Raw genomic sequence first — 21927 nt, 5'->3', positions numbered from 1 at the left:
GAAATCCACCACGTACGGGAATGGGCCGACGGCGGCCCCACCCACACCAGCAACGGTGTGAGCCTGTGTTGGCACCACCACCGCACCCTCGACACCTCCGGATGGGCCATCCGCATGAGACACGGGACCCCCGAAATCCGCGGACCCCACTGGTGGGACCCCTACCACGCGTGGCGCAGACCCCGACACCACGGCGCGGCCAGACCCGCGGCCGAAACGCTGGCAGGCGCCCTCGGACCACCAGGACCATGACGAACGTGCTGGGCGCGATCCCGTCGCGGGATCGTCGAGATCGCCTTCCTCAGCGGATGATCCGGATGGATCCGGTCTGGGTGTTCGGCGAGACCGGACGTGTGATCCGCAGCGCGTCGGCGAAGAGAGCGCCGACCTTCGTGCCGATGCACAGGCTGAGGAACACCAGCGGAGCAGCCGCGAGCGCCTGCGCGTCGAACGAGGCGAGCGCGACGAGACCGACGGTGCCGGGCACGAGCAGCAGGAAAGCCGGTTGGAACGACACCGTCGCGGGCACCGCGAGCGTGACGCGCTCCAGGACACGGGCGGCGAGGAACAGCAGACCGGCCGTGATGCCCGTCGCCACAGTGCTTCCCGTGAACGGAGTCAAAAGCTGCAGTGCCGCGTACGTGCAGATCATCACGATCACGGTCGCGATGCCGAGCCGGAACCCGGATCCGAAACTCAGCCCGATCCCGATCGCGAGTACCACCACGCCGATGCCGGAGAGCCAGAGCGGCGGGACGGCCTCCCACCCCGAATGCCCGGTTACCAGCGACGTCTCGCCGACGAGCGCCGCGGAGTGCGGATCCACGCGCAGGCCCGTCACGGCGGCGCCGGTGAAGATGCCGGCCGCCATGAATCCGAGCATGATCAGCCCGTACATCAGCCGCGATGCGCCGGTGACGATGTCGGCCGCCGTCAGTTCGAGCAGCGCGTTCGTGATGAGAGCTCCCGGCACCAGCAGCGCGACCGGTGCGCAGACGGCGAACAGCGGCACGGCGCCGAAGTCGAGACGGTCCGCGACCACCCCGACGATGAGGGTGGAGATGAACGAGGCGACGAACGGGATCACCGCAGCGGCGGCGCGGATCCGATCCGTGGCCACCACGATCGCGGCGACGAGGCCGCCGACGAGCAGGGCGAGCACAACCGCCCACCACGGGCAGCGGAACAGCAGGGCGAGACCCGAGGCGAGAAGCCCGCCGCCGAGAGTGCGCTGCAGGAACGGGTGACGGAGGGTGATCCCGCGGATGTGCGCGATGTGTGCCGGGACCTGGTCGAGGCTCACGCGCCCCGCCTCCAGACGGCGCGCCAGGCGGGAGGCGTGCGCGGTCTGCCGGAACGTGAGATCGGATCCGTCCCCGGATGCGATCGTGGTCGCGCCCGGCACCCCGGGACGGCTGACCAGCACGTGCTCGGGGAGCACGGCGAAGGCGAGCTGATCGCCGGGAGCGGTCGCGTCGCGGACGCGCTCGAGGGTGCCGCGCACGTCGGTGACCGACACGCCCGCATCGAGCAGCAGCGCGCCGAGATCACCCAGCACGACGTCGGTGCTGACGGGTTCGAAAGGGGACATCACCTGAAATCGTAGGGTGTGCGGTGCCTCCGCCGCACCGCGTGCGTCCAGGTCGCCGACCTAGGCTGGAGACATGCGAGCATCGGCGGGTTCACGGCGCCCGCGCGTGGACGGGACACGGCGGGCGGCGGGCGCTGCCGCCCTGCTCACGGTGCTCCTCGCGACCGCGGCATGCGCCCCGGCCGCGCAGCGCACGCCTCCGCCGAGCCCAGCCGCGACTGCGGTGACCTCATCGGCGACGGCGCCGAGCCCGTCGGCGACCACGGCGAGGCAACAGCCCTCGGAAGCACAGCGGGTGAAGGCGATCGTCGACGGCATGAGCCTCGCGCAGCGCGCGGCCGCCGTCGTGATGGGGAACGCGCCGGGCACGGATCCCGCAGCCCTCACCGCGATGATGCGCGGTGGGTTCGGCGGGTTCATCCTGATGGGCTCCAACATCCCCGACACGCCTGACGGGCTGCGCATTGTCACTTCCGCGCTCACGACGGATCCGGCGCTGCCGCCCCTCATCGCCACCGACGAGGAGGGCGGCGATGTGGTGCGGCTGCAGTGGGACGACCAGCCCGGAGCCGACGTGCTCAAGACGCAGCCCGCCGCCGCCGCGCAGGCGGCGTTCGCGGCGCGCGGCCGGATCCTGAAGGACGCGGGGATCACCGTCAACTTCGGCGTGATCGCCGACGTGGCGCAGGGGCCGGACTCGTTCATCTACGATCGGTCATTCGGCACCGATCCGGCGGCGGCGGCCGAGCGGGTCGCCGCAGCGGTGCGCGGCGAAGAGCCGTCGGTGCGCAGCACGCTGAAGCACTTCCCCGGGCATGGCGCGGCCGAGGGCGATTCGCACCACTCCATCCCGAGCACCGGCATGGATCTCGCGACCTGGCGGGCGCAGGTCGCGCCGCCCTTCGCGGCGGGGATCGTGGCCGGCGCCCCGCTCGTGATGATGGGGCATCTCGCCTATACCGCCGTCGACGCGGAACCCGCCTCGCTGTCGCCGCGCTGGCATGAGATCCTCCGGCACGACCTCGGCTTCCGGGGCGTGATCGTCACCGACGACCTCAACATGCTCACCGATTCCGGCGTCCCCGCCTACACGGATGTCGTGGCCGATGCCGTGCGCTCCGTTGCGGCCGGCAGCGATCTCGTGCTCGCTCTCGGGGGAGCCGGACCGGACACCCCGCAGCGGATCGCCGACGGCCTGGTCGCCGCCGTGCAGCACGGCGATCTGCCCGCCGACCGGCTGTCCGACGCCGTATCCCGGGTGGTCGCGCTGCGGCTTCAGCTCGCGGTGGCCCGCTGATCCGACGGCACGAGCGCGGGGAACTCCTCGCCGAGCCACGCGTGCAGGATCCGCGCGCGCAGCGCAGTGCCGCGTTGTGCGAAGCCACGCTGCCGGCGCACATACTCGGCCTTGCCCTCGGGCGTCTCGATGCGCACCGGTTCGACGCCCCAGTTGGACAGGTCGTAGGGAGCCGCCTCCATGTCCAGGATCCGGATGTCCCGCGCGAGCTCGAACGCATCGAGCAGGGTCTCGCCGTCGACGAGCGGCCCGAGCTTCATCGCCCACTTGTATACGTCCATGCCCGCATGCAGACAGCCGGGCTGCTCGAGCAGCGGCTGCGTCTCGCGGGTCGGCGCCAGGCGATTGCGCGGCACCGCCTCGGGTGTGAAGAAGCGGAACGCGTCGATGTGCGTGCAGCGCAGCTCGCCCGCCTCGACGACCGCGTCGGTCCCCGCCTGTCCGAGCCGCAGCGGCACCTCGTGGCGATGCTCCGGCGTGCGGTAGACCATCGCCCACTCGTGCAGGCCGAAACAGCCGAACTGGCCGGGGCGCGCCGCGGTGCGTGCGAGCATCGCCCGCACCAGCCGGGCGAGCTCCGGCTTGTCCGCGGCGAACGCGGCGGCGTCCGGGAAAAAGGCGTCGGGCGCGGCGGCCGGATCGGGGGAGTACCAGCGCCAGGCCGCGCGTTCGGCGGCGCCCTCGAGGGTCACGCCGGCGCCAGGATGCCAGCGCCGCAGCTGCCCCGGCTTGTACCCGTAGTAGGTGAACAGGAAGTCGTGCACGGGATGCGTCTCGCCGCGCGCCCGGCGCTCGCGATGCGCCGCCGTCAGCAGGTCGGCGCGCTCCGCATGCGCGCCCGCCCGTTCGCTCCAGACCTCGCGGTCGAGTCGCCGCCGCACGATCGGCGATCCGGGCATGGCCGCGGTCATGAGCTCAGTGCACGACGCCGGCGGTGATGAGCGTGTCGAGGATGCCGGCGCCGTCCTCGGCGCTCACCCAGGGCACGGTCACCGCGACATCGTTCTCGGTGCGGGATCCGGCCCGGCGCCCGGCCAGCACCGCCTCGGCGGGCAGCAGCCGGCGGATCGCCACGGCGGCGACGGACTCGGGGTGCTCGCCGAGGAACTGCCCGTAGATGGACTCGTCGTGCTGCCCGTCGTCGCCGATCAGCAGCCAGCGCACGTGCGGGAACTCCGTCGCGAGTCGGTCCAGGTTCGTCAGCTTGTGCTCCTGGCCGCTGCGGAACCAGCGGTCGTGCGTGGGACCCCAGTCGGTGAGCAACATGGATCCTGCCGGGAACAGATGCCTGGACAGGAACCGGTTCAAGGTCGGCGCGACGTTCCAGGCCCCGGTGGACAGATAGATCATGGGCGAGCCGGGATTGTCCCTCATCAGCCGCTCGAGCAGCACCGCCATCCCGGGGACGGGCGTGCGTGCGTGCTCGTCCACGACGAACGAGTTCCACGCGGCGATGAGCGGTCGGGGCAGCGCGGTCACCATGACCGTGTCATCCACGTCGGAGACCACGCCGAAGCGCACATCCTTCCCGACGACGAAGATCCGCGCCGGGATCGGATCCTGATCCTCGACCGACATCGTCACCTGCTGCCAGCCGGCCGGCAGCTCGACCTCGATGCGGCAGTCGATCACGCCCCCGCGATCGGCGGTGACCTCGTGCGTGCGGTCGCCGATCGTGATCGTGACGGTGGAGAAGCTCACGGGGATGCCGACGAAGCTGCGCCAGCCGCGCGCGCTGGCGTCACGGGACTTCCGCCCGGTCTTCGGGAGGATCAGGACGCGGCCGACCACGCGGATCCAGCCGGGGCCGCCGTAGCCCGGGAACGGGAGGACGGTGGCGCTCCTGCCGCGCTTGCGCGCGCGCCGCTCGCGCCACGCGTGGAAGCGGTGCTCCAGGCGGGCGAACCAGTGAATCCGATCCGGACGTCGAGCGGACGGAGTCTGTGCGGGCGCGGGCATAGCGTCTCTAGTCTCCCATGCCCGAGGTGAAGCGCACGCCCGCACAGGCGGGGCAGGGACACCCGGCGGAGTCCTGCTCCCAGCGGGCTGGGATAATCTGGACGTTCCCCTGTTCGGGGGACGTTCCTTTGCTGCAAGAGAGTGGTCGTCGCGTTGTCAGAGATCCTGTCCCACACCGCATCCCCGTCGAATGACGACGAGCCGCTGTCGGTGCACGCGCTTCAGGCCAAGTGGCAGAAGTACTGGGCGGAGAACGAGACGTTCGCCGCCGGCGGCGCCGACGACGTGCGCCCGCGCAAGTATGTGCTGGCGATGTTCCCGTACCCGTCGGGCGACCTGCACATGGGGCATGCCGAGAACTACCTCTACTCCGACATCGTGGCGCGCTTCTGGCGGCACCGCGGGCACAACGTGCTGAACCCGATCGGCTGGGACTCCTTCGGCCTGCCCGCCGAGAACGCCGCCATCCGTCGCGGAGCGGATCCGCGCGAGTGGACGTACCAGAACATCGCCCAGCAGAAGGCGGGCTTCCAGGCATACGGCGTCTCGTTCGACTGGAGTCGGGTGCTGCACACCTCCGACCCGGAGTACTACCGCTGGAACCAGTGGCTGTTCCTGAAGCTGTACGAGCGGGGCTTGGCGTACCGCAAGAAGAGCCCGGTGAACTGGTGCCCGAACGACCAGACCGTGCTCGCGAACGAGCAGGTCGTCGACGGGCGCTGCGAGCGCTGCGGCGCGGAGGTTGTGAAGAAGAACCTCACGCAGTGGTACTTCCGGATCACCGACTACGCCGACCGCCTGCTGGACGACCTGAACCAGCTCGAGGGATTCTGGCCGCACAAGGTGCTGCAGATGCAGCGCAACTGGATCGGCCGGTCCATCGGCGCCGATGTGGACTTCGCGATCGAGGGCCGCGAGGCCGCCGTCACGGTGTTCTCCACCCGTCCTGACACGCTGCACGGCGCGACCTTCATGGTCGTCGCGCCCGACTCGGACCTGGCGTCCGAGCTCGCCGCCGGGGCGCCCGCCGAGGTGCGGGCGCGTTTCCAGGACTACCTGACGCAGGTGCAGAAGACCAGCGAGATCGACCGGCAGTCCGCCGACCGTCCGAAGACCGGCGTGTTCCTGGAGCGCTTCGCGGTCAACCCCGTGAACGGCGAGCGGCTGCCGATCTGGGCCGCCGACTACGTGCTGGCCGACTACGGCCACGGTGCAGTCATGGCCGTGCCCGCGCACGACCAGCGCGACCTCGACTTCGCCCGCACGTTCGACCTGCCGGTGCGGGTCGTCGTGGACACGACCGCCCCGATCACGGGCGCGATGCCCGTGATCGAGCTGGACGAGGACGGCGTGCCGATCGAGCCGCTGGAGTCGCTGGATGACCAGCACCCCGCGAAGACCGGCATCGCGCTGACCGGCGACGGCCGCATGATCAACTCGGGCGAGCTGAACGGGCTCTCCAAGCGCAACGCGATCGCCCGCGCGATCGAGCAGCTCGAGGCCGCCGGCACCGGCCGCAAGGCGAAGAACTACCGCCTGCGCGACTGGCTGATCTCGCGCCAGCGGTTCTGGGGAACCCCGATCCCGATGCTGCACACGCAGGACGGCGAGATCGTGCCGGTCCCCGAGGAGCAGCTGCCGGTGCGCCTGCCGAGCATCGAAGGCCTGGATCTGTCGCCGAAGGGATCCAGCCCTCTGGGCGCGGCGACCAGCTGGGTGCAGACGACCGTCCCAGGCACCGGGGAGCCGGCGCTGCGCGATCCCGACACCATGGACACGTTCGTGGACAGCTCCTGGTACTACCTGCGCTTCCTGTCGCCGCAGAGCGACACCGTCGCGTTCGACGTGAACGAGGCGCGGCGCTGGGCGCCGATCGACTCGTACGTCGGCGGTGTGGAACACGCGATCCTGCACCTGCTGTACGCGCGGTTCATCACCAAGGTGCTGTTCGACATGGGCCTGATCGACTTCACGGAGCCGTTCTCCAGCCTGATCAACCAGGGCATGGTGATCCTGGACGGCGCGAAGATGTCCAAGAGCAAGGGCAACCTGGTGCTGTTCGAGGAGGAGCTGAACGCCTTTGGCGCCGATGCGCTGCGGGTCGCGCTCGCCTTCGCCGGTCCCGTGGAGGACGACAAGGACTGGAAGGACGTGTCCACGACAGGGGCGCAGAAGTTCCTGGCCCGTGCGCTGCGGGTCGCCCACGACGTGGCCAGTCCCGTCGACGTCGTCTTCGACGGCGGTGACGCGGCGCTGCGCCGGATCACCCACCACCTGCTCGCCGAGGCCCCCGCGCTGGTGGAGCAGACCAAGTTCAATGTGCTGGTCGCGCGTCTGATGGAACTCGTCAACGCGATCCGCAAGACGATCGACACCGGTGCGGGCGCGGGCGACCCCGCCGTGCGTGAGGCCGCCGAGACGCTTGCCGTGATGCTCGACCTGGTCGCCCCGCACACCGCGGAGGAGATCTGGGAGATCCTCGGGCACGAGCCGTCCGTGGGACTGGTGACCTGGCGTCAGGCCGATCCGGTGCTGCTCGTCGAGGACACGATCACGTGCGCCGTGCAGGTGAACGGCAAGGTGCGCACCACGCTCGAGGTGCCGGCGAAGATCGGCGACGCGGAGCTGGAGGCGCTCGCGCGCGCCGACGAGAAGGTGCAGCGGGCGCTGGAGGGCAAGGAGATCGTGCGGGTCATCGTGCGGGCTCCGAAGATCGTCAACTTCGCCGTCAAGGGCTGATCTGCAGGCGGATACGCGGCCGCCCTCCACAGAGCCTTTCGGACGCGAGTTGCGCACCGGATGCGCGCAGGCGCCTCCGCCGCATCGCGCAGGCGCTTAGCGTCGCGGTGTGACCGACGAGCCGGATCCTGAGACCCCGACGGCGGTGGTCGTGGCGCGCGCACCCCGGCGCATCCGCCTGGGCCTCGGCGCCGCGGTCGTGGTCGCCCTGGTGGCGGTGTCGGTCACGGTGGGGGTCGGGCTGCTCACCCGCTCATCTGCCGCGCCGGAGACGATTCCGGCGACACCGCGGCCGAGCTCCGCGGGATCCGGGATCTCCGCCGGATCCGTCTACGTGCACGTGCTCGGTCAGGTCGCCCGCCCCGGGCTGTACGTGCTCGATGACGGGGCGAGAGTCGCGGAGGCTCTCGCCGCGGCAGGCGGCACGCTGCCCGACGCCGACCAGGGCGCGGTGAACCTGGCCCGTCCGCTGACGGACGGCGAGCAGATCGTGGTGCCGGCTATCGGGGCGGAACCCGCGGGCACCGCCTCGGGGACCGGGAGCGCAGGGGCGGCCGGCTCCGGCGCGCCGGGAGCCCTCATCGACCTGAACACCGCGGACGTCGCCGCGCTCGACACGCTGCCGCGGATCGGTCCGGCCCTCGCGCAGCGGATCATCGACTGGCGCACGGCCAATGGCAGGTTCACCAGCGTGGACGATCTGCTGGCCGTGCCGGGGATCGGCGACAAGATGCTCGCCTCGATCCGGGATCTCGTGCGGGTATGACCGGCGACGCGTCCGCGGTGCCGGCTCCGCACCCGCACCAGCGGTTGCGGGACGTCCGCATGGTCCCCGTCGCCGTGACGGCGTGGACGGTGGCGCTGCTGGTGTCGTTCCTGCCGGCCGTGTCCTGGCCTCTGCTGGGCGCGGCCGTGCTGCTCGGCGCGATCCTGTTGCCGGTGCGGAGACGGATGGCGGCGAGCCCGGTCGGCCTGTACCGCGCCGCGGCGCGCGCGGTGCCGCTCCTCATCGTGTGCGCCGGTGTCGCCGGAGGGATCGGCGGCTCGATCGCGCTGACCACGGTCGCCCGCGATGAGGCGGCGGGCTGGGCGGGGCACGCGGTCACCGCCGAGGTGAGCGTGCGGTCGCTCCCGTCTGTCGGTGCGGACGGGCGTCTCTGGGCGGACGCTGACACGATCCGGATCGGACCGGGGGATCGGCTCCGCGATCTCGGCGTGCCGGTGCGGATCGGGATCCCCGTCGACGCGCGCTCCGCGACCCTGGGGCCGGGCACGGTGCTGCGGCTCACTGCGCAGACCAAGGGCACCGACGCCGGCGAGCGGGCCGCGCTCGTGCTGTTCGCGGCGGGTTCCGTCGAGCACCTGTCTCGCGGCGGGCCGGTCGAGACTCTCGCGGGCGACGTGCGCGCCGCGTTCATCGCGCGTACGCAGCGGCTTCCGGAACCCGGATCCGAACTGCTGCCCGGACTCGCCGTGGGCGATGTGCGCGCCGTGAGCCCGGAACTCGACGCGGCGATGAAGGCCAGCGGCCTCAGCCACCTCACGGCCGTCTCCGGCAGCAACCTGGCGCTGGTGGCCGCCGCCGGATTCGGGATCGTCACACTGCTGGGCGGAGGGCGGTTCCTGCGGATCGCGGTCGCGGCTCTCGCCCTCGCGGGGTTCGTGGTGCTGGTCACGCCGCAGCCGAGCGTGATCAGGGCCGCGGCGATGGCGGGTGTCGCGATGTTCGCGCTCTTGCTGGGTCGGCCGCGGGCGGGGCTGTCGGTGCTGCTGCTGGCCGTGACGGTGCTGCTGCTCGCCGATCCGCGTCTCGCCGCGGCGCCCGGTTTCGCCCTGTCCGCGGCGGCGACGGCGGGGCTGATCGTGCTGGCGCCTCCGCTCGCGCGGGGACTGGGACGCTGGCTGCCGCGGCCGCTCGCGCTGGCGATCGCGGTGCCGCTGTCGGCGCAGCTGGCCTGCGGTCCGATCATCGCGCTGTTCGCCGCGCAGCAGTCGGTCGTCGCCGTGCTCGCGAACCTGCTGGCCGAGCCCGCCTCGCCCATCGCCACCGTGCTCGGGCTGCTCGCGTGCCTCGCGATGCCGGTTCCGCCGGTGGCGGATCTGTTCGCGGCCGCCGCCTGGCTGCCCTCGGCGTGGATCGCGCAGACGGCGGTGATGACCGCCGCGCTTCCCGCCGCGACCGTCGCGGCCCCGGCGGGGATCGGCACGGCACTGGTCGTGGCAGCGCTGAGCGCCGGCCTGTACGCCCTGATCGTGCCGCACCGCCCGCTGCGGCCGCTCGTGCGGATGCTCGTCGCCGGTCTGCTCGCGGTGACCGTCGGAGCCACCGGGGGATGGGCGGTCCTGCAAGGGCCGGTCGCCCTCGCACAGAGACCCGCCGACTGGTCGATCGCGATGTGCGACATCGGCCAGGGAGATGCGATCCTGGTGCGCAGCGCGGGGCACGTGATGCTGATCGACACCGGCCCCGACCACGAGCCGCTGCGGCGCTGTCTCGGAGATCTCGGCATCGATCGACTCGACGTGCTGCTGCTCACCCATTTCGACCACGACCACGCGGGGGCGGCGGACGAGCTCGCGGGCCGTGCGGACGTGGTGCTGCACGGCCCGCCCGGCACCCCGAAGCACGAGCAGCTGCTGCGCCGGCTGCAACAGCGCGGCGCGCGCCTCGTGACCGCAGCGGCGGGCATGACGGGGCGTCTGGGGGACGCGGACTGGCGCGTGCTGTGGCCGCGGCGCGACGAGAAGGTGTTCCCGCCCGGCAACGACGTCGGCGTGATCGTCGAGGTCTCCGGCGGCGGGGTGCCGCGCTCGCTGTTCCTGGCGGACCTCTCGGCCGCGTCGCAGGGAATGCTCCGCCGGATCGCGCGCCCGCACGACGAGACGATCGTGAAGGTCGCCCATCACGGCAGCGCCGATCAGGATCCGCAGCTGTACGCGGTCCTGAACCCCGCGCTCGCGCTCATCTCGGTCGGGGAGGGCAACGACTACGGGCACCCCCGGGCGTCCACCCTCGACATGCTCCGGGCGCTGGGCGTGCCGATCCTGCGCACGGATCAGCGCGGCACGATCCTGGTGTCCCAGGGCGAGGACGGCCTGCGGGTCTGGGCGGAACGGCCGACGCCGCCCGCGACGCCGGATCCGAACCCCTCCGGTCGCCCCACGACCACGGCTCGGGCGCCGTGAAGGTCCGTGCCCGCCGGTACGCTGGATCCATGCCCGCACCGCGTTCCTCCCCTGCAGCACGCCGTGGCGGGAAGGCGTCGAACATCCCTCATGTGCCCTGGCGTGAGCCGCGCCCTGCGCCCATCGTGCTCGTCTCCGGGCCCGAGGAGATCTGCGCGGAGCGTGCGATCGCGGGGATCCGCACCTATCTGCGCGCCGAGGACCCCGCCCTCGAGGTGAGCGACCTGCGCGCCGACGACTACGAGTCCGGCAGCCTGCTGGGTCTCGCGTCGCCGTCGCTGTTCGGCGAGCCGCGGCTGCTGCGCATCTCCGGTGTCGAGCGCTGCACCGACGCGTTCCTCGCGGAGGCCGTCGCCTACCTCGATCATCCGCAGGACGGCGCGACCGTCGTGCTCCGGCACACCGGCGCGACGGTGCGCGGCAAGAAGCTGCTCGACGCGATCAGGGCCGGCATCGGCGGCGGGATCGAGATCGCGTGCCCCGCGATCAAGCGCGACGACGAGAAGGCCGACTTCGCGGTGGGGGAGTTCCGGGCCGCGGGCCGGCGGATCGTCCCGCAGGCGCTCAGGGCGCTGGTCTCGGCGTTCTCCGACGACATCACCGAACTCGCCGCCGCCTGCCAGCAGCTGATCGGCGATGTCGAGGGCGACGTCACCCCCGACATCGTGGAGCGCTACTACGGCGGACGCGTCGAGGTGTCCGCCTTCGTCGTCGCTGACACGGCGATCGCCGGGCGGCTGGGGGATGCCCTCGTGGCACTCCGGCACGCACTGTCCTCCGGGGCGGATCCGGTGCCCATGGTCGCCGCGTTCGCGATGAAGCTGCGCTCGATGGCGCGGGTCGCGGGCTCCCGCGAGTCGAACGCGGCGCTCGCCTCCCGGCTCGGCATGAAGGACTGGCAGGTGGATCGCGCCCGCCGCGACCTGACGGGGTGGAACGAGCGCACACTGGGCATGGCGATCCAGGCCACCGCCCGCGCCGACGCCGACGTCAAGGGCGCCGCGCGCGATCCGATCTTCGCGCTGGAGCGCATGATCACGGTGATCGCGACCCGCGCCCCGTACGGCGGCTGATCCGCGGCGAAGGCACGCCGACCCGTGTCTGCGAACGCGGTTGCGGACACGTCTGCGAAACGACGAAGGCCCGTCCCAGCGGGACGGGCCTTCGGCAGAGGAGGGGCGACTCAGAGAGCCGAAACCTGCTTCGCGATCGCCGACTTGCGGTTCGCGGCCTGGTTGGAGTGGATGACGCCCTTGCTGACGGCCTTGTCGAGCTTCTTCGTCGCCGTCTTCAGCGCGGTCTCGGCGGCGGCCTTGTCGCCGGTGGCGACGGCCTTGCGGGCGTTGCGGACCGCGGTCTTGAGCTCGCTCTTGACGGCCTTGTTGCGCTCGTGCGCCTTCTCGTTGGTCTTGTTGCGCTTGATCTGCGACTTGATGTTCGCCACGGGTGGAAACCTTCGTTCGAGTGATGGATGGATGAGCCGCGGGCGAGAGAGGGCGCCGTACGGCGGTCGTGAGAGAAGAACCCACACGCAAGCCAATCACCGATCTTATCAGGTGAACGGGGCGAACTCCGAACCGGCCGGCCGCTGCGCGGATCCTGCGCGAGAGCGCGCGCGTCGCGCACCACGACGCGCGGATCCAGGGTGCAAGCTGGGCGGAGGACCCGAAGGAGTCGTCCATGCCCGATGCCGCCCCGCTCGAGAGCGCCCTGCTGCGCCGACTGCGCTTCTCCGCGGCGACGGCCGCCTTCCAGGTCGAGGGGGCGAGGCGGGCGGACGGCAGGGACAGATCCATCTGGGACGACTTCGTGGAGACCCCGGATCGGGTGCGGGATGGCAGCACCGCCGAGCCCGGCCCGGACAGCTATCACCGCTTCTACGAAGACGTGGCGCTGCTGGCAGGACTCGGCGTCGACCAGTACCGGTTCTCGATCTCGTGGGTGCGGGTGCTCGCCGACGGCGCGCCGAACCTGCGCGGGATCGCCTACTACGACCGGCTCGTCGACGCACTGCTCGGCGCCGGTGTCACGCCGGCCCCGACGCTCTACCACTGGGATCTGCCGTCCGCGCTCGAGGCGGAGGGCGGCTGGCTGAACCGCGCGACGGCAGAGCACTTCGCCGAGTACGTCGAGGTCGTCGCCGCTGCCCTCGGCGACCGGGTGCGGCACTGGTACACGATCAACGAGCCGGTCTCCACGACGCTGCAGGGCTACGCGATCGGCGAGCTCGCGCCCGGCCGCACCCTGCTGTTCGACTCCCTGCCGACCGTGCACCACCAGCTCCTCGCGCACGGCCTGGCCGTGCCGATCCTGCGCGCGCACGGCGCCGAGCGGATCGGCATCGTAAACAATCACACGCAGGTCCTCCCGGCGTCCGCCGACCCGGCCGACCAGCAGGCCGCGTACCTATACGACCTCATCCACAACCGGGTCTTCGCCGACCCTGTGCTGCTCGGCCGCTATCCCGACCTTGAGCCGCTGGGCGTCACGATGCCCGTGCACGACGGCGACCTCGCGCTGATCAGCGCGCCGTGCGAGGTGTACGGCGTGAACTATTACAACCCGACGACCGTTGCCGCCTGCGAGGGACCGGTGCCGTTCGAGGTGGTGCCCACCCCGGGGGCTCCGACGACCGGCTTCGGGCCGCTCTGGCCGATCGTGCCGGAGGCGCTCACCGCATTCCTCGTCGACGCGCACGAACGCTACGGCGCCGCGCTCCCGCCGATCGCCATCGCGGAGAACGGGGCATCCTTCCCCGAACCAGCGCACACCGAGGAGCGCCTCGACGACGACGCGCGCATCTCCTATCTGCGCGGCCACGTCGCCGCGGTGCGGGAGGCGATCCGCGCCGGAGTCCGGGTCGACGAGTACACGGTGTGGTCGCTGCTGGACAACTTCGAGTGGGCGGAGGGCTTCACCCAGCGATTCGGGCTCGTGCACGTCGACATGGATACCGGACGACGCACCCCGAAGGCGTCCTACAGCTGGTATCGCGCGCTGATCGAGGAGGCGCGGGCATGATCGGGATGGCCACGAAGCGGGTCGGCCCGCTCTGGATGACGCTGTTCACGCTGGCGTGGCTGGCCATCTGGACGGTGCAGCTCACGCCGGTGCAGCTGCTGCTGCCCCTGCAGCTGGACACGAACAGTCAGGGGAAGGACTGGATCTCCGGGGTCGTCTGGGCCGGCGTCGTGCTGTCGGTCGGGGGCCTCGTCGGCATCGTCGCGGCGCCACTGTCCGGACGCTGGTCGGATCGCACGCGCTCGCGCTGGGGGCGCCGCCGGCCCTGGGCGATCGGCGGTTCGCTGGTCTCCGCGGCCGGCCTGGTGCTCACCGGTCTGGTCGCCGGCCCGCTCGCCGTGGGCGCCGCGTGGATCGTGGTCTCGGTCGGCGTGTCCGTCGCCTCGGCGGCCCTGACCGCCATGATCGCGGATCAGCTCAGCGAGCAGCGCGGTGCGGCCTCGGCTGCCGCGAGCTCCGCACAGGCGGTCGGCATCGTGGTCGGCGTCGGCGCGGTGGTGCTGATCGGGCTGAACGTGACCCAGTCCTATCTCCTGCTCGCGGCGATCATCGCCGTGATCGGAGTGGGCACTGCGCTGCTGCTGCCCGACGCTCCGGCGCACGAGCTGCCCGCGCCGGTGCGCCGCGCCGCGGGAGGCCGTCCGTCCTGGCGGGATCGCGACTTCCTCTGGCTGCTGATCAGCCGGCTCGCGGTGAACATCGGCAACGCCTTCGGCACCTCGCTGCTGCTGTTCTTCCTGCTGTACGGCGTGCATGTGCCGGCGGCGCAGTCGCAGGACGACCTGCTGCTGCTCATCGTGATCTACACGGTGTTCGTCGTGATCGCCTCGATCGTGGCGGGCATGATCTCGGACCGGACGGGCCGCCGACGCATGCTGACCGCGGTCTCCGCGATCGTGCAGGGCGTCTCCGGCATCGTGATCCTGATCAGCCCCGACCTGACCACGACGATGGTCGCGGCGGCGATCATGGGCGCGGGCTACGGCGCATACATGGCGGTGAGCCTGGCCTTCGCGACGGATCTGCTGAAGGACCCGGACGACCACGCGCGCGACCTCGGGCTGGTCAACGTCTCCGCACAGCTCGGCCAGCTCCTCGGCCCGCTGCTGGGCGCCGGACTCGTGGCACTCGTCGGCGGGTTCTGGCTGCTGTTCGCGGCCGCGGCGGTGCTGTCCCTCGTCGGGGCGGCGATGACCTACGCGGTCAGGACGCCGTCTCCAGCGTCGCCAGCGCCAGCTCCAGCACCGCGTTGAACACCCGCGGTCGCATGGCCGTGACCAGATGCGTCGTGCGCGGCACCACGATGAACTCGGCCTGAGGGGCGAGGCGTCGATAGAGCGTCTCGTGCGTGCGCAGCTGGTCGAACTGCCCGTTCACGAACCAGGTGGGCACCGCGATCCGGCGCACCGCCGACTCCAGGTCGAGCGCCGCGAGCGAGCGCAGGGCCGTGTCCTGCGCGGCCATGGCGTATCCGCCGGCGCCGAAGTCGCCCCTCGTCTCGGCGGGAAGCGTGACGTCGAGCACCTGCCGGCTCAGCCACAGCCCGTTGTCCGGCATCGCGTTGAGTGCCCCGGCGAGCATCCGGTAGGCGGCAAGGCCCGCACCGCGGGGGAGCGCGGTGCAGGATGCGCCGATGAACCCCGCGACCGGCGGCGCCGGATCCTCCCCGGTGTACGCGGTCGACAGCAGCCCGCCCATCGAATGCCCGACCAGCAGCACCGGACCCGAGAACGAGCGCACGGCGTCGTCGATCGTGCGCATCGCCGCGTCGAGCGTGAACGGCTCGTCCATGCGCGAACCGTGCCCGGGCAGATCGACGGCGAGCGCGGGGTTGCCGCGCGCGACGACGTGCTCGACCTGCGCGCGCCACATCGTCGCCGAGGTGCGGATCCCGTGCACGAACACGACGGCGGGAGTTGCGGCGGGCATGCGTCGAGTCTAGGAAACGCGCGGCGGGACGCGAAAGCGGGGCCGGTGACTGGCCGCGCGGCCTCTCCCGTAGAATCGAGCAGATCCCTCGGAGCCTCGCCCGGGATCGCCGATCCGCACCCTCAGGACCACATGTCACCTCGCGCCCACACTCCGCTGCAGCCGGCTTCGACGCCCCCTGCGCAGATCCGCAACTTCTGCATCATCGCCCACATCGATCACGGCAAGTCGACCCTCGCAGACCGCATGCTCCAGATCACGGGCGTGGTGTCTGACCGCGACATGCGCGCGCAGTACCTCGACCGGATGGACATCGAGCGCGAGCGCGGCATCACGATCAAGAGTCAGGCCGTGCGGATGCCCTGGGAGAGCGCCGGCGAGGTCGTCGCGCTGAACATGATCGACACTCCGGGCCACGTCGACTTCACCTACGAGGTGTCCCGCTCGCTCGCCGCCTGCGAGGGCGCGATCCTGCTCGTGGACGCCGCACAGGGCATCGAGGCGCAGACGCTCGCGAACCTGTACCTCGCGCTCGAGAACGACCTCACCATCATCCCGGTGCTGAACAAGATCGACCTGCCCGCGGCCGAGCCGGAGAAGTACGCCAAGGAACTCGCGGATCTCATCGGCGGGCGCCCGGAGGACGTGCTGCGCGTCTCCGGCAAGACCGGCGCCGGCGTCGAGGAGCTACTCGACAAGCTCGTGCAGGAGATCCCTGCGCCGTCCGGCGATGCCGACGCTCCGGCGCGCGCGATGATCTTCGACTCGGTCTACGACTCCTACCGCGGCGTGGTCACCTATGTGCGGATGGTGGACGGCAAGCTGTCCCCGCGCGAGCGGATCCAGATGATGTCGACCGGCGCGCACCACGAACTCCTCGAGATCGGCGTGTCGAGCCCCGAACCGGTGCCGACCAAGGGCCTGGGCGTCGGCGAGGTGGGCTACCTGATCACCGGTGTGAAGGATGTGCGCCAGTCGAAGGTCGGCGACACCATCACGACCGCGCGCAAGCCTGCGACCCAGGCGCTGGCCGGCTACACCGACCCGAAGCCGATGGTGTTCAGCGGCGTCTACCCGATCGACGGCAGCGACTACGCGGAGCTGCGCGAGGCGCTGGACAAGCTCAAGCTCTCCGACGCGTCGCTGCAGTACGAGCCGGAGACCTCCGTCGCGCTCGGCTTCGGCTTCCGCTGCGGCTTCCTCGGGCTGCTGCACCTCGAGATCATCACCGAGCGGCTGTCCCGCGAGTTCGGGCTCGACCTGATCACCACCGCGCCCAGCGTGATCTACGAGGTGCTCACCAGCGACACCGGCGAGACGGTGACGGTCACCAACCCAAGCGAGTATCCGGACGGGCGGATCGGATCCGTCTCCGAGCCCATGGTGAAGACCGCGATCCTGCTGCCCAAAGACTACGTCGGCACGGTGATGGAGCTCTGCCAGTCCCGCCGCGGCACGCTGCTGGGCATGGAGTACTTCTCGGAAGAGCGCGTCGAGCTGCGCTACAACATGCCGCTCGGCGAGATCGTGTTCGACTTCTTCGACCAGCTCAAGTCGAAGACGCAGGGCTACGCCTCGCTCGACTACGAGCCCAGCGGAACCCAGGAGTCGGATCTGGTCAAGGTCGACATCCTGCTGCAGGGTGAGAAGGTCGACGCGTTCAGCTCGATCGTGCACCGCGACAAGGCCTACGCCTACGGCACGATGATGGCCGAGCGGCTGCGCAAGCTGATCCCGCGGCAGCAGTTCGAGGTGCCGATCCAGGCCGCGATCGGCGCCCGCATCATCGCCCGCGAGACGATCCGCGCGATCCGCAAGGACGTGCTCGCCAAGTGCTACGGCGGCGACATCACCCGCAAGCGCAAGCTGCTCGAGAAGCAGAAGGAGGGCAAGAAGCGCATGAAGATGGTCGGCCGCGTCGAGGTCCCCCAGGAGGCGTTCATCGCCGCGCTCTCGGGGGACGTCGAGGGCAAGGACAAGAAGTAGGCGAGCCGGGGCGCACCCCACCCTTGGGAGAACCTGGGTGTGTCCTCGCCGTCGGCAAGTAGGCTTGCACTCATGCGTCGCGGGACATTCCGAGAAGGAACGGTGGACTATGCCGCTGTGGGTGCCACCCATGCACCCGACCTGATGCAGTACCCGCCGGAGCGCAGCATCCCCGCGGAGGAGTCGTGGCGGCTCGGCAGTGGCGAGGAGAGGTTCCGCACCGCGGGCGACGCTCTGCTGTCCTGGACTGCGCAGCGGGCCGCCGGGCTGGAGCTCACCGACGTCCGCCCTGCAGCGAGCCCGGGCTACGCCGGAGTGAGCTTCGATGCCGAGGGCGCCCCGATCGCCCCGAGCAAGACCGAGGTGGAGCCGCGGTACGACGAGGACGGCACGCCGTGGGTGGGTCCCGGCATGACACTCAAGCTGCACGGTCGCGTGGCGGGCATGCGCGCCGATGCCGAGCTGCGCGTGATCTCCGTGACGGAGCAGTCGCGCCGGATCGGCTTCGTGCTCGGCACCGTCGACGGATCCGTCGTGAGCGGTGAGGAGTCGTTCGACATCGCCTGGAACGACGCCGACGAGGTGTGGTTCACCGTGCGCGCGTTCGATCGTCCGAACAGCCTCCTGTACCGGACCGTGCCGTATCTGGTGAAGCGCCGCCGCCGCGAGCTGTTCGCCCGCTACCTGCGCGCGATCTCGCCGCTGTACGCGACGCCGCTGTGACGGCGGGGCGCTGATGGCGGGGCCGCTACCGCTGGGGGATCCCGCCCCGGTCGACGGGCGACTGCCGGCAGACCTGCGGATCGATCCCGCCGTCGCGTTCTCCGCCTATCTGCACGTGCCGTTCTGCCGGGTGCGCTGCGGCTACTGCGACTTCAACACGTACACCGCGTCCGAGCTGCGCGGGGCGCGTCAGGATGCGTACGCCGACACCCTGATCGGCGAGATCGCGCTCTCCCGTGCCGTGCTCGGCGAGGCCGGCGCGCTCCGGCCAATGGACACCGTGTTCTTCGGCGGCGGCACCCCGACGCTGCTGCCGCCCGGCGACCTGGCGCGGATGCTCGGCGCCGCGATCGACGCCTTCGGGATCGTGGAGGGCGCGGAGGTCACGGTCGAGGCGAACCCCGACACGGTGACGCCCGCGATCGCGGCGGAGCTGGCCGCGGCGGGAGTGACCCGGCTGTCGATCGGCATGCAGTCCGCGGTGCCGCACGTGCTCGCCGCGCTCGATCGCACCCACCGTCCGGAGAACGTGCAGACCGCCGTCGAGGCGGCCCGGGCCGCGGGTCTGGCGGTGAGCGTCGATCTCATCTACGGCGCACCGGGGGAGTCGCTGGACGACTGGCGCGCGTCGCTGCGCGCGGCGACCGAACTCGCCCCCGACCACATCTCGGCGTACGCGCTGATCATCGAGGACGGCACGAAGCTCGCGCGGCAGATCCGCCGCGGCGAGGTGCCGGCGCCGGACGACGACCTGCAGGCCGACATGTACGAACTCGCGGACGGCGTGCTGCGCGACACCGGTTTCGACTGGTACGAGGTGAGCAATTGGGCGCGCACGGGCGCGCAGCGCTCGCGGCACAACATGGCGTACTGGCGGGGCTCCGACTGGTGGGGCTTCGGACCCGGCGCGCACAGCCATGTCTCCGGCCTGCGCTGGTGGAACGTGAAGCACCCGGCGGCGTACGCGCAGCGTCTCGCCATGGGGGAATCCCCGGCGGCGGGCACCGAGCGACCCGATCCGGCCGCGGTAGAGCTGGAGCGGATCCTGCTGCGCTCCCGGATGGCCGAGGGCCTGCCGCTCACCGGGCTCGCGCCGGATGCTCGGACGCGCGTCGCCGGACTCATCGCCGACGGCCTCGTCGATCCCGCGGCCGCGCTGCGCGGCACGCTCGTGCTGACGCTGCGCGGGCGCCTGCTCGCCGACGCCGTGGTGCGCGCGCTCACGGACTGAGCCCGTCGCGGAGCACGACACGATAGGATTGGCACTCAAGACCCACGAGTGCCAGCGGTGAGGAGGAGCGATGGTCTCAGAACGCGGACTCGAAGTGCTCCGTGCCATCGTCGAGGACTTCGTCCAGACGAACGAGCCGGTCGGCAGCAAGTCGATCGTGGATCGGCACGCCTTCGGTGTCTCGGCCGCCACGATCCGCAACGACATGGCGCTGCTCGAGGATGAGGAGCTCATCGCGGCCCCGCACACATCCTCGGGTCGTGTGCCCACGGACAAGGGCTACCGCGTCTTCGTCGACCACCTCGCACAGGTCCGCCCGCTTTCTACCGCGCAGCGCACCGCGATCTCGGCGTTCCTGGCAGACCCCGCGGATCTCGACGACCTCATGGTGCGCACCGTCCGCGTGCTCACCCGGCTCACCGGGCAGGTCGCGCTCGCGCAGTATCCGTCCTTCGCCCGGGCGCATGTCACGCACATCGAACTGGTGGCGCTCGCGCCGAGCCGGCTGCTCGTCGTGCTCGTCACGGATGCGGGCGGCGTCTCCCAGCGGATCGTTCCGCTCCCGGTCGAGCTCGATGAGAGCGAGATCGGGGTGCTGCGCGCGACGCTCACCTCGCTGATCACCGGGCGGTCGGTGCGCCGTGGCGCGGAGCAGGTCGCCGCGGCGGGGGAGAGCCTGTCGGATCCGCGGATCGGCGCCGCGCAGGCCGCCCTGCTGCGGGCCGTCGCCGAGGAGCTCGCCGAGTTCCGGCAGGAGCGACTGGTGATGGCGGGGGCGGCGACGCTGGCCCGCCGCGAGCACGACTTCCGCGGCAGCATCCATCCGCTCCTGGAGGCGATCGAGGAGCAGGTGACGCTGCTGCGGCTGATGAGCGAGATGCGGGTCGACGAGCACGGACTCGCCGCCAGCATCGGCACGGAGAACGCCGCGTTCGGCCTCGGCGAGGCGTCGATCGTGGCGAGCGACTACATCACGCACTCCGGGACCGCACGCGTCGGCGTGATGGGCCCGACCCGGATGGACTACCCGAGCAATCTCGCGGCGGCGCGGGCCGTGGCCCGCTACCTGTCGCAGCTGCTCGAAGAGGACGAGACCGGCCGCTGAGCGGCCGCACGAACACACGCGCTGCCGCAGGGCGGCCCGGAAAGGCGATGGTGACGGACCACTACGAGGTTCTCGGCGTCTCGCGCGATGCGAGCGAGGATGAGATCAAGAAGGCGTACCGGCGGCTCGCACGGCAGCTGCACCCGGACGTGAACCCCAGCGAGGAGGCCGCAGAGCGGTTCAAGTCGGTCACGCACGCCTACGACGTGCTGAGCGACGCGGACTCGCGCCGTCGCTACGACATGGGCGGCGATCAGAACGGCAATGCCGGCTTCGGAGGGTTCGGCGGCTTCGGTGACATCTTCGAGACGTTCTTCGGTGGCGGAGGCGCGCGCGCGGCCCGCCCGCGATCGCGTCGTGAGCGCGGGCAGGATGCCCTCGTGCGTGTCAGCCTCGAGCTCGGCGACGTCGTGTTCGGTGTGCACCGCGACATCGAGGTCGACACGGCCGTGCTGTGCGAGACGTGTCAGGGCTCCTGCTGCCAGGTGGGCACCTCGCCGGTCACCTGCGACATCTGCGGCGGATCCGGGCACATCCAGCAGCAGGTGCGGAGTCTCCTCGGCAACGTCGTCACCACCGCGCCGTGCGGAACGTGCGAGGGGTTCGGCACCACGATCCCGTTCCCGTGCCAGACCTGCAACGGTCAGGGACGGGTGCGCTCGCGTCGCACGGTCGGCCTGGACATCCCGGCCGGCGTGGAGACCGGGCTGCGCCTGCAGCTGCCGGGCTCCGGCGAGGTCGGCCGCGCCGGCGGCCCGAACGGCGACCTGTACGTCGAGGTGTCGGTCGCGCCGCACGCGCGCTTCAGCCGCGACGGCGATGACCTGCTGGCGACGCTCGAGGTGGCGATGAGCGACGCGATCCTCGGCACCACGACGAGCATCGACTCGCTCGACGGAACGGTGGATCTCGAGATCCGCCAGGGCCTGCAGTCTGGCGACGTGCTCACGATCAAGGGCCGCGGCATCACGCCGCTGCGCGGATCGCAGCGCGGAGATCTGCGTGTGGGCGTGCAGGTGCTCACGCCGACCAAGCTCGATCACAAGGAGCGCCAGCTCATCGAGGACTTCGCCAAGCACTCGAAGGCGCCGGGGCCGAAGCTCTCGGAGTTCCACCAGGGCCTCTTCTCCAAGCTGCGCGACCGCTTCCGGGGCTGAGCC

18 protein-coding genes are annotated in these 21927 nt (G+C 71.2%); 13 read left to right on the top strand and 5 right to left on the bottom strand.

Annotated features, from left to right (window positions below):
- Window positions 1-3: 3 nt before the first annotated feature.
- Window positions 4-252 carry an HNH endonuclease signature motif containing protein gene (locus ABD882_RS08740; protein ID WP_345186144.1) on the top strand — a complete coding sequence of 83 codons (249 nt, stop codon included), beginning with the start codon at window positions 4-6 and terminating at the stop codon, window positions 250-252.
- Window positions 253-301: 49 nt separating this feature from the next.
- On the opposite strand, the gene ABD882_RS08735 is transcribed toward ABD882_RS08740, so the two are convergent.
- Window positions 302-1591: a threonine/serine exporter family protein gene (locus ABD882_RS08735; RefSeq protein ID WP_345186137.1), complete on the bottom strand. Its 1290-nt coding sequence runs from the start codon at window positions 1589-1591 to the stop codon at window positions 302-304.
- A gap of 73 nt (window positions 1592-1664) precedes the next feature.
- On the opposite strand from ABD882_RS08735, the gene ABD882_RS08730 reads away from it, so the two are divergent.
- Complete coding sequence (locus ABD882_RS08730; protein WP_345186135.1) at window positions 1665-2888, top strand: glycoside hydrolase family 3 N-terminal domain-containing protein; 1224 nt, start codon at window positions 1665-1667, stop codon at window positions 2886-2888.
- Here the strand turns inward: ABD882_RS08730 and ABD882_RS08725 are convergent.
- Window positions 2867-3799: a 3-methyladenine DNA glycosylase gene (locus ABD882_RS08725; RefSeq protein WP_345186134.1), complete on the bottom strand. Its 933-nt coding sequence runs from the start codon at window positions 3797-3799 to the stop codon at window positions 2867-2869. The two genes, ABD882_RS08730 and ABD882_RS08725, sit on opposite strands and share 22 nt — an antisense overlap.
- 4 nt (window positions 3800-3803) lie before the next feature.
- Window positions 3804-4847 (bottom strand): App1 family protein phosphatidate phosphatase, encoded by a 1044-nt coding sequence (locus ABD882_RS08720; RefSeq protein ID WP_345186132.1) that lies wholly within the window; start codon window positions 4845-4847, stop codon window positions 3804-3806.
- Window positions 4848-5009: 162 nt separating this feature from the next.
- Here ABD882_RS08720 and leuS point away from each other — a divergent pair, with 162 nt between their 5' ends.
- The 4 genes from leuS (at window position 5010) to holA (ending at window position 11845) form a co-directional block, all read left to right on the top strand.
- A complete protein-coding gene (gene leuS / locus ABD882_RS08715) occupies window positions 5010-7586 on the top strand; it encodes a leucine--tRNA ligase (protein WP_345186142.1) in 2577 nt (858 codons plus the stop codon).
- Window positions 7587-7695: 109 nt separating this feature from the next.
- Complete coding sequence (locus ABD882_RS08710) at window positions 7696-8352, top strand: ComEA family DNA-binding protein (protein WP_345186130.1); 657 nt, start codon at window positions 7696-7698, stop codon at window positions 8350-8352.
- A complete protein-coding gene (locus tag ABD882_RS08705; protein WP_345186128.1) occupies window positions 8349-10772 on the top strand; it encodes a ComEC/Rec2 family competence protein in 2424 nt (807 codons plus the stop codon). The genes ABD882_RS08710 and ABD882_RS08705 overlap by 4 nt, the downstream gene beginning before the upstream one ends.
- A 29-nt stretch (window positions 10773-10801) precedes the next feature.
- The gene (gene holA / locus ABD882_RS08700) at window positions 10802-11845 is read left to right on the top strand and encodes a DNA polymerase III subunit delta (RefSeq protein WP_345186126.1); all 1044 of its coding nucleotides are present in this window, start codon (window positions 10802-10804) and stop codon (window positions 11843-11845) included.
- Between the two features lie 110 nt (window positions 11846-11955).
- Here holA and rpsT read toward each other — a convergent pair whose 3' ends face one another.
- On the bottom strand, window positions 11956-12216 hold the full coding sequence (gene rpsT, locus ABD882_RS08695) for a 30S ribosomal protein S20 (protein ID WP_345186125.1): 261 nt from the start codon (window positions 12214-12216) through the stop codon (window positions 11956-11958).
- 236 nt (window positions 12217-12452) lie between these two features.
- On the opposite strand from rpsT, the gene ABD882_RS08690 reads away from it, so the two are divergent.
- The gene (locus tag ABD882_RS08690; protein ID WP_345186123.1) at window positions 12453-13793 is read left to right on the top strand and encodes a GH1 family beta-glucosidase; all 1341 of its coding nucleotides are present in this window, start codon (window positions 12453-12455) and stop codon (window positions 13791-13793) included.
- Complete coding sequence (locus ABD882_RS08685; protein WP_345186121.1) at window positions 13790-15046, top strand: MFS transporter; 1257 nt, start codon at window positions 13790-13792, stop codon at window positions 15044-15046. Before ABD882_RS08690 ends, ABD882_RS08685 begins: the two co-directional genes overlap by 4 nt.
- Here ABD882_RS08685 and ABD882_RS08680 read toward each other — a convergent pair.
- A complete protein-coding gene (locus ABD882_RS08680; RefSeq protein WP_345186120.1) occupies window positions 14997-15722 on the bottom strand; it encodes an alpha/beta fold hydrolase in 726 nt (241 codons plus the stop codon). The genes ABD882_RS08685 and ABD882_RS08680 overlap by 50 nt on opposite strands.
- Before the next feature lie 132 nt (window positions 15723-15854).
- On the opposite strand from ABD882_RS08680, the gene lepA reads away from it, so the two are divergent.
- The 5 genes from lepA (at window position 15855) to dnaJ (ending at window position 21924) form a co-directional block, all read left to right on the top strand.
- Complete coding sequence (gene lepA, locus ABD882_RS08675) at window positions 15855-17708, top strand: translation elongation factor 4 (protein WP_345186118.1); 1854 nt, start codon at window positions 15855-15857, stop codon at window positions 17706-17708.
- 72 nt (window positions 17709-17780) lie between these two features.
- Window positions 17781-18431 carry a DUF1990 domain-containing protein gene (locus ABD882_RS08670; RefSeq protein WP_345186116.1) on the top strand — a complete coding sequence of 217 codons (651 nt, stop codon included), beginning with the start codon at window positions 17781-17783 and terminating at the stop codon, window positions 18429-18431.
- Between the two features lie 13 nt (window positions 18432-18444).
- Window positions 18445-19662 (top strand): radical SAM family heme chaperone HemW, encoded by a 1218-nt coding sequence (gene hemW / locus ABD882_RS08665; protein ID WP_345186115.1) that lies wholly within the window; start codon window positions 18445-18447, stop codon window positions 19660-19662.
- Window positions 19663-19732: 70 nt separating this feature from the next.
- On the top strand, window positions 19733-20767 hold the full coding sequence (gene hrcA, locus ABD882_RS08660) for a heat-inducible transcriptional repressor HrcA (RefSeq protein WP_345186113.1): 1035 nt from the start codon (window positions 19733-19735) through the stop codon (window positions 20765-20767).
- Between the two features lie 50 nt (window positions 20768-20817).
- Window positions 20818-21924 (top strand): molecular chaperone DnaJ, encoded by a 1107-nt coding sequence (gene dnaJ / locus ABD882_RS08655; RefSeq protein WP_345186141.1) that lies wholly within the window; start codon window positions 20818-20820, stop codon window positions 21922-21924.
- Window positions 21925-21927: the final 3 nt, after the last annotated feature.

It is taken from the genome of Microbacterium panaciterrae, assembly GCF_039541635.1.
GTDB lineage: Bacteria > Actinomycetota > Actinomycetes > Actinomycetales > Microbacteriaceae > Microbacterium > Microbacterium panaciterrae.
The sequence above is the reverse complement of the archived record's forward strand: the minus strand, read 5'-3'. Positions and strand labels throughout refer to the sequence as shown.

Coding starts and splice junctions, on each gene's coding strand:
- ABD882_RS08735 (WP_345186137.1), bottom strand. CDS start 1,591: ATGTCCCCTTTCGAACCCGTCAGCACCGACGTCGTGCTGGGTGATCTC.
- ABD882_RS08730 (WP_345186135.1), top strand. CDS start 1,665: ATGCGAGCATCGGCGGGTTCACGGCGCCCGCGCGTGGACGGGACACGG.
- ABD882_RS08725 (WP_345186134.1), bottom strand. CDS start 3,799: ATGACCGCGGCCATGCCCGGATCGCCGATCGTGCGGCGGCGACTCGAC.
- ABD882_RS08720 (WP_345186132.1), bottom strand. CDS start 4,847: ATGCCCGCGCCCGCACAGACTCCGTCCGCTCGACGTCCGGATCGGATT.
- ABD882_RS08705 (WP_345186128.1), top strand. CDS start 8,349: ATGACCGGCGACGCGTCCGCGGTGCCGGCTCCGCACCCGCACCAGCGG.
- holA (WP_345186126.1), top strand. CDS start 10,802: ATGCCCGCACCGCGTTCCTCCCCTGCAGCACGCCGTGGCGGGAAGGCG.
- ABD882_RS08690 (WP_345186123.1), top strand. CDS start 12,453: ATGCCCGATGCCGCCCCGCTCGAGAGCGCCCTGCTGCGCCGACTGCGC.
- ABD882_RS08685 (WP_345186121.1), top strand. CDS start 13,790: ATGATCGGGATGGCCACGAAGCGGGTCGGCCCGCTCTGGATGACGCTG.
- ABD882_RS08680 (WP_345186120.1), bottom strand. CDS start 15,722: ATGCCCGCCGCAACTCCCGCCGTCGTGTTCGTGCACGGGATCCGCACC.
- lepA (WP_345186118.1), top strand. CDS start 15,855: ATGTCACCTCGCGCCCACACTCCGCTGCAGCCGGCTTCGACGCCCCCT.
- ABD882_RS08670 (WP_345186116.1), top strand. CDS start 17,781: ATGCGTCGCGGGACATTCCGAGAAGGAACGGTGGACTATGCCGCTGTG.
- hemW (WP_345186115.1), top strand. CDS start 18,445: ATGGCGGGGCCGCTACCGCTGGGGGATCCCGCCCCGGTCGACGGGCGA.
- hrcA (WP_345186113.1), top strand. CDS start 19,733: ATGGTCTCAGAACGCGGACTCGAAGTGCTCCGTGCCATCGTCGAGGAC.